We start from the raw sequence: 4,519 nt of genomic DNA, 5'->3' as shown, positions 1-4,519 counted from the left end.
GATCGGGCGATGCAGCTCCTCGCGCAGGACACCGTCGCGGACGGCCCGGGGGTCGGTACCGTACAGGTGCTTGAGGTTGGCACGCAGCGGCATGCCGGCGGTGTGGGTGAGCAGATGCCGGGCGGTGGCGTGGCCGAGCGGATGGCCGGCGACCTTTGGCCAGAAGGTGGCGAGCGGGTCATCCAGCGGCAGCGCGCCGGCTTCCCAGAGGGAGCCGATGCAGGCCCAGACGGCGAGGATCTTGGTGAGGCTCGCGACGTCGAACAGGGTGTCGGGCCGCATCGCGGAGGCGGGGTCGGTGGGGTCGGCCAGGCCGCAGGTTCCCGACAGGAGCGTGCTGGTGGCGTCGCCGATGGCCCATACCGCGCCGGGGAAGACCCGCTCGCGCACCCCATCGTTGAGGAGCTGGGTGATCTGGTCACGCGGGTGGGTCATGGATACTCCTCGAAGTCGCCGACGCCGTGGTTGCCGATGGGGTGTTCCCGCTCAGATCATGGGGGTGCTCAGCGCGGATACCCCAGTACGGGCCGCCCGGAACCAGGGCATGCAGCCGGTCCGGGGCGAGCGGGTGTCCATCTCGCTGAAGGTAGTACGGCCGGCGCTGGTATCGAGGGGGATAGGCCGCCTCCCTGCTCTGTCATGACTGCCTCTTTCTCCGAGGCCGATACGGCTGCTCTGCTACCGGCCGGTCAGCAACCAGTCGTGGCGAATTTGCCAACAGGCCGCTCAGCCTCGCCGGATCCGATCAACGGCAGACTTTCAAGAGCAACCGGGAAGATGGTCGTGCTGCCGCGTGGTCGAAAGCCCTGATGTGTCTACTGAACCGGGGCGACTCCAGGCGACCGAGCCTCATCGTGTTGTGTCACTGCGTAGCCGGGTACGGACGGCCACCGAACCGTCAGCACCACCGACTCTTCTTCCGCGAACCAGGAGTGGTCGACGCCGTGACCCCACACGACGAAATCACCCTGCTCTTGCAGGAGAACACTGCGGCCGGGGAGTTCGACACGGAAGCGACCGCTGATGAGCACCAGGAGCGCCGTTCGTTCCTCACCTCTCACCCATTGCAGTCGTTCGTCGCCACGCGGGTGGAGGCCCCATTTGATCTCTACGGCCTCGCTGTGGCGAGGATCATCGGTGTCCTTGAAGTGCCCGAGGAGCCACCCCCGGTCCAGCGCCGCATCCTTGCCCGCGTTGCCCACGTACACGCTGTCGCCCATGCGTCCGGACGTTAGCAGCCGCCCGCGTAAGCGCAATCAGCGCTTTCGCAGGCAGCCCCGAGAAGCTCAGCGGCTCTCGAACCTCGGGATGCCCCCCTCCTTCAGAGGGGGCGCCGCACCCGCCCCCGAGTACGGCCGTCACCGTGGTCGCCGGCGCCGGCCGGGGCGTGGCTGTCGACGGGCAGGAGCCCCACCTGGCGCAGGTGATCACGGGCGGCGGCGATGGCCTGCGGAGTGGTGGCCAGGACGCGCCCGGCCTCATCGAGGCGCGCAATGACGCCGAGCGCCTGCAGGGCCTGGTGGTGACCGTCACGGATGCCGGAGATATAGACGGTGATGCCACGACGCTCGAGCCGGGTGATCGCATCACCCAGGACGAGCGCGCCGCTGGCGTCGAGGGTGGTGACCCGGGACATGCGCAAGATGACCGCTGAGACGTCGGCCACTTCCGACAGTTCCAGCAGGAAACGGTGGGCGGCGGCGAAGAACAGAGGACCGTCCAGGCGGTAGGCGACGATGTGCTCGGCGAGCAGGGCGTGCTCTTGCTCGGTGTGGTCGCCTGATAGGTCCGGGCGCAGCGGCGTCACGTCCAGGCGGACGTTATGGGCGATGGCGCGCAAAGCCAGTGCGCCGGCGACGATCAGGCCGAGGATGACCGCGGCGACCAGGTCGAGGGCCACGGTGGCGACGGCGGTCAGCGCCAGCACGAGCGCGTCGCTGCGGGTGGAACCGATCATGGCCTTGACCGAGCCGACCTCGACCATGCGCACCGATGTGGCCAGCAGCACGCCGGCCAGCGCGGCCAGCGGGATGCGGGCGACCAGGTCGGCGGCCAGATAGACGATCACGGCCAGGATGCCCGCGTGGGCGAGTGCGGCCAACCGGGAGTGGGCGCCGGAGCGGACGTTGACCGCGGTGCGGGCGATGGCACCGGTGGCCGGGACGCCGCCGAACAGCGGGGCGAGGAGGTTGGCCAGACCTTGGCCGAACAGTTCGCGATCCGGGTTGTGGCGGTGGTTGACGCTCATGCCGTCGGCCACGGCGGCCGACAGCAGCGACTCCAGTGCTGCGAGGGCGGCGACCGCGACCGCGGGGGCGAGCAGCGAGCTCAGCGCGCTCGCATCGAAGAAGGCCAATGACGGGGCGGGCAACCCGGCGGGGAGCTGGCCGATCCGGGTCAGCGGCAGGCCGGCCACTTCGGCGGCCAGGGTGGCCGCAGCCACGGCGAGTAGGGAGAACGGAACGGTGGGCCGCCAGCGCGCCCCCGCCAGCATCAGCACGGCCACTGCCAGCGCGACGGCGGGCGCCCACCAACCGGGGCGGGCGGCGAAGTCTTGAACGGCCTGCCAGGCCACGGCGACGACCTTGTCGCCGGCGGAGGTCGGCACGCCCAGGGCAGCCGGCACCTGCTGCAGGCCGATCACGCAGGCGATACCGATGGTGAAGCCCTCCACCACCGGCGCTGGCACCAGAGCCATGTACTTGCCCGCCCGGCCCAGAGCCAGAGCGATCAGCATCAGCCCGGCCAGCACCCCGACCGTCAGCACTCCGGACGCGCCGTGCTGGTGCATGATCGGCACCAGCACCACCGTCATCGCTCCGGTCGGCCCCGAGACCTGCAGACCCGAGCCGCCGAACAGCGCGGCCAGCGCACCCGCGACGACCGCGGTGGCCAGGCCGGCCTCGGCACCCATCCCGGAGGAGATGCCGAACCCGAGCGCCAGCGGCAGGGCCACGATCGCCACCGTCAGCCCGGCCAGCAGGTCACGGCGGGGACCTCGGCCCATCACGGCCAGCTCACCGCGTTCGGGCAGCACTGAACGCACCCGGGACCAGCTCGAGGAGACAAAGGAGTTCACGAGGCGCTGGTCTCCGCCTGTTGCAGTTCACTCAGCAGCTCATGCTGCCCGGTGAGCATCTGCGTCAACAGGGTGCGGGCCGCGCGCAGCAGTTCGGCCACATTCCCGCCGGCCAGAGCGTAGACAACGGTGGAACCCTCGCGATGAGCGTTGACCATGCCCGAACGGCGCAAAACGGCCAGATGCTGCGACAGTCCGGTCGCCTCCACCTCGATGGCGGCCAGCAGATCCCGCACCGGCATCGGTCCGTCCTGCAACAGTTCCAACACCCGGATCCGCACCGGATGACCCAGCAGCCGAAACAACTCCGCCTTCGCCTCATACAACGGCACCGACATCACGCGACCGACCCTTCACCCGGCTCGGCCGAGCCGACCGGGACGCCATGCCTACGGGCGGTATGCCGCGCCTCCTCCCATTCCGCCTCGGCCAGCATCACCTCCTCGGTATCGCCACTGAGACGTGCCGCCGCCAATGCCGCGTCCGCCCGCCGGACGCGATCTCGCACCGCGGCGGCAAAAGACTCACTCACAGCACCCTCCATCTGATCTATCCCGGTGAACCTTCATCAGGATGTACTAAATTTCGAATATTCGCAATTTAGTGATCACGAATGATGAGCTGGATTCCGCTATCACGTACATGAGCCATCCGCGATCATGGTCACCGACCAGGGGGGTGCGGTCCAGTGCGGTGAGCATGGCACGCAGGCTGGGTGGGGCGGTTACGGACGGGACGTCGGCGCAGGAGTACCGGACATTTGGGAGGCAGCAGGGGGCCTGGTTACAGTCCGGCTCTGCCCGTGGGGTTGTCCTTCCAGCGGTCGACGTCGCCGAGCGCCAGGTGGGCCTCGGCCCGACGCGCCAGATAGATCGCCGCGCCCCGGGCTTCTTTCTCCGTGTCGTACGGATCATGATGGGATAAGGCGGCGTCGAAGTGCCGTAGCGCCCGCTGGGGTTCGCCCAGCGACAACGCCGAACTCGCCGCGACCTGATGCAGCTCGCCGGCGGTCACCCAGTACATGGCGGGCAGGTCCTCGACGGCCGGGCCCGCGCGGTCGTAGGCGGCGAGCGCGGCATCGACCGCCTGATAGGCCGCGGTCGCCTCGCCGGCCTTGGAGTGGGCACGGGCCCGGCGCGCGTGGAGCATGGCCAGCACACGTGGAGAGGTGATCTTCCGGGTAGGAGCCAGGGCCCCGCTGAGGAGGTCGGGGGCGCCGCGCGGGTCACCGCCCGAGTAGCGGAGGTTGGCCCAGAACGCCAGGGCGCTGGCCCCGGTGGTGTCGTTGCCGGAGCTGGCCGATGCGCGGACCGCGGTGCTGAAGTGCCGCTCGGCCGCCGCGGTCTGGCCGGCGTCGTAGGCGCGCCAACCGGCCAGACGTGACGCCTCGGCGGCCGAGGCGTACAGGCTGCGGCCGGTGGTCTCGGTGGAGGAGGCTTC

4 protein-coding genes and 1 pseudogene are annotated in these 4,519 nt (G+C 69.8%); all 5 read right to left on the bottom strand.

Going from position 1 to position 4,519, the window contains the following annotated elements; genetic code table 11:
- Window positions 1–435 (bottom strand): serine hydrolase domain-containing protein (locus tag ACWDS7_RS46800; protein ID WP_451934564.1); only part of this gene is annotated, 435 nt, incomplete at its 3' end.
- A gap of 380 nt (window positions 436–815) precedes the next feature.
- A complete protein-coding gene (locus ACWDS7_RS46795) occupies window positions 816–1,220 on the bottom strand; it encodes a cupin domain-containing protein (RefSeq protein ID WP_306872184.1) in 405 nt (134 codons plus the stop codon).
- A 101-nt stretch (window positions 1,221–1,321) separates the two neighbouring features.
- Window positions 1,322–3,007 (bottom strand): SulP family inorganic anion transporter, encoded by a 1,686-nt coding sequence (locus ACWDS7_RS46790; protein WP_451934566.1) that lies wholly within the window; start codon window positions 3,005–3,007, stop codon window positions 1,322–1,324.
- 68 nt (window positions 3,008–3,075) lie between these two features.
- The gene (locus ACWDS7_RS46785) at window positions 3,076–3,417 is read right to left on the bottom strand and encodes an ArsR/SmtB family transcription factor (protein ID WP_451934565.1); all 342 of its coding nucleotides are present in this window, start codon (window positions 3,415–3,417) and stop codon (window positions 3,076–3,078) included.
- Window positions 3,418–3,862: 445 nt separating this feature from the next.
- Window positions 3,863–4,519 (bottom strand): annotated as a pseudogene (locus tag ACWDS7_RS46780) (hypothetical protein); the annotation flags it as partial.

It is taken from the genome of Streptosporangium sp. NPDC003464, from assembly GCF_053588315.1.
The sequence above is the reverse complement of the archived record's forward strand: the minus strand, read 5'-3'. Positions and strand labels throughout refer to the sequence as shown.

What these genes read in the sequence shown, in the direction of transcription:
- ACWDS7_RS46790 (WP_451934566.1), bottom strand. Translation starts at nt 3,007, where the DNA reads ATGGGCCGAGGTCCCCGCCGTGACCTGCTGGCCGGGCTGACGGTGGCG.
- ACWDS7_RS46795 (WP_306872184.1), bottom strand. Translation starts at nt 1,220, where the DNA reads ATGGGCGACAGCGTGTACGTGGGCAACGCGGGCAAGGATGCGGCGCTG.
- ACWDS7_RS46785 (WP_451934565.1), bottom strand. Translation starts at nt 3,417, where the DNA reads ATGTCGGTGCCGTTGTATGAGGCGAAGGCGGAGTTGTTTCGGCTGCTG.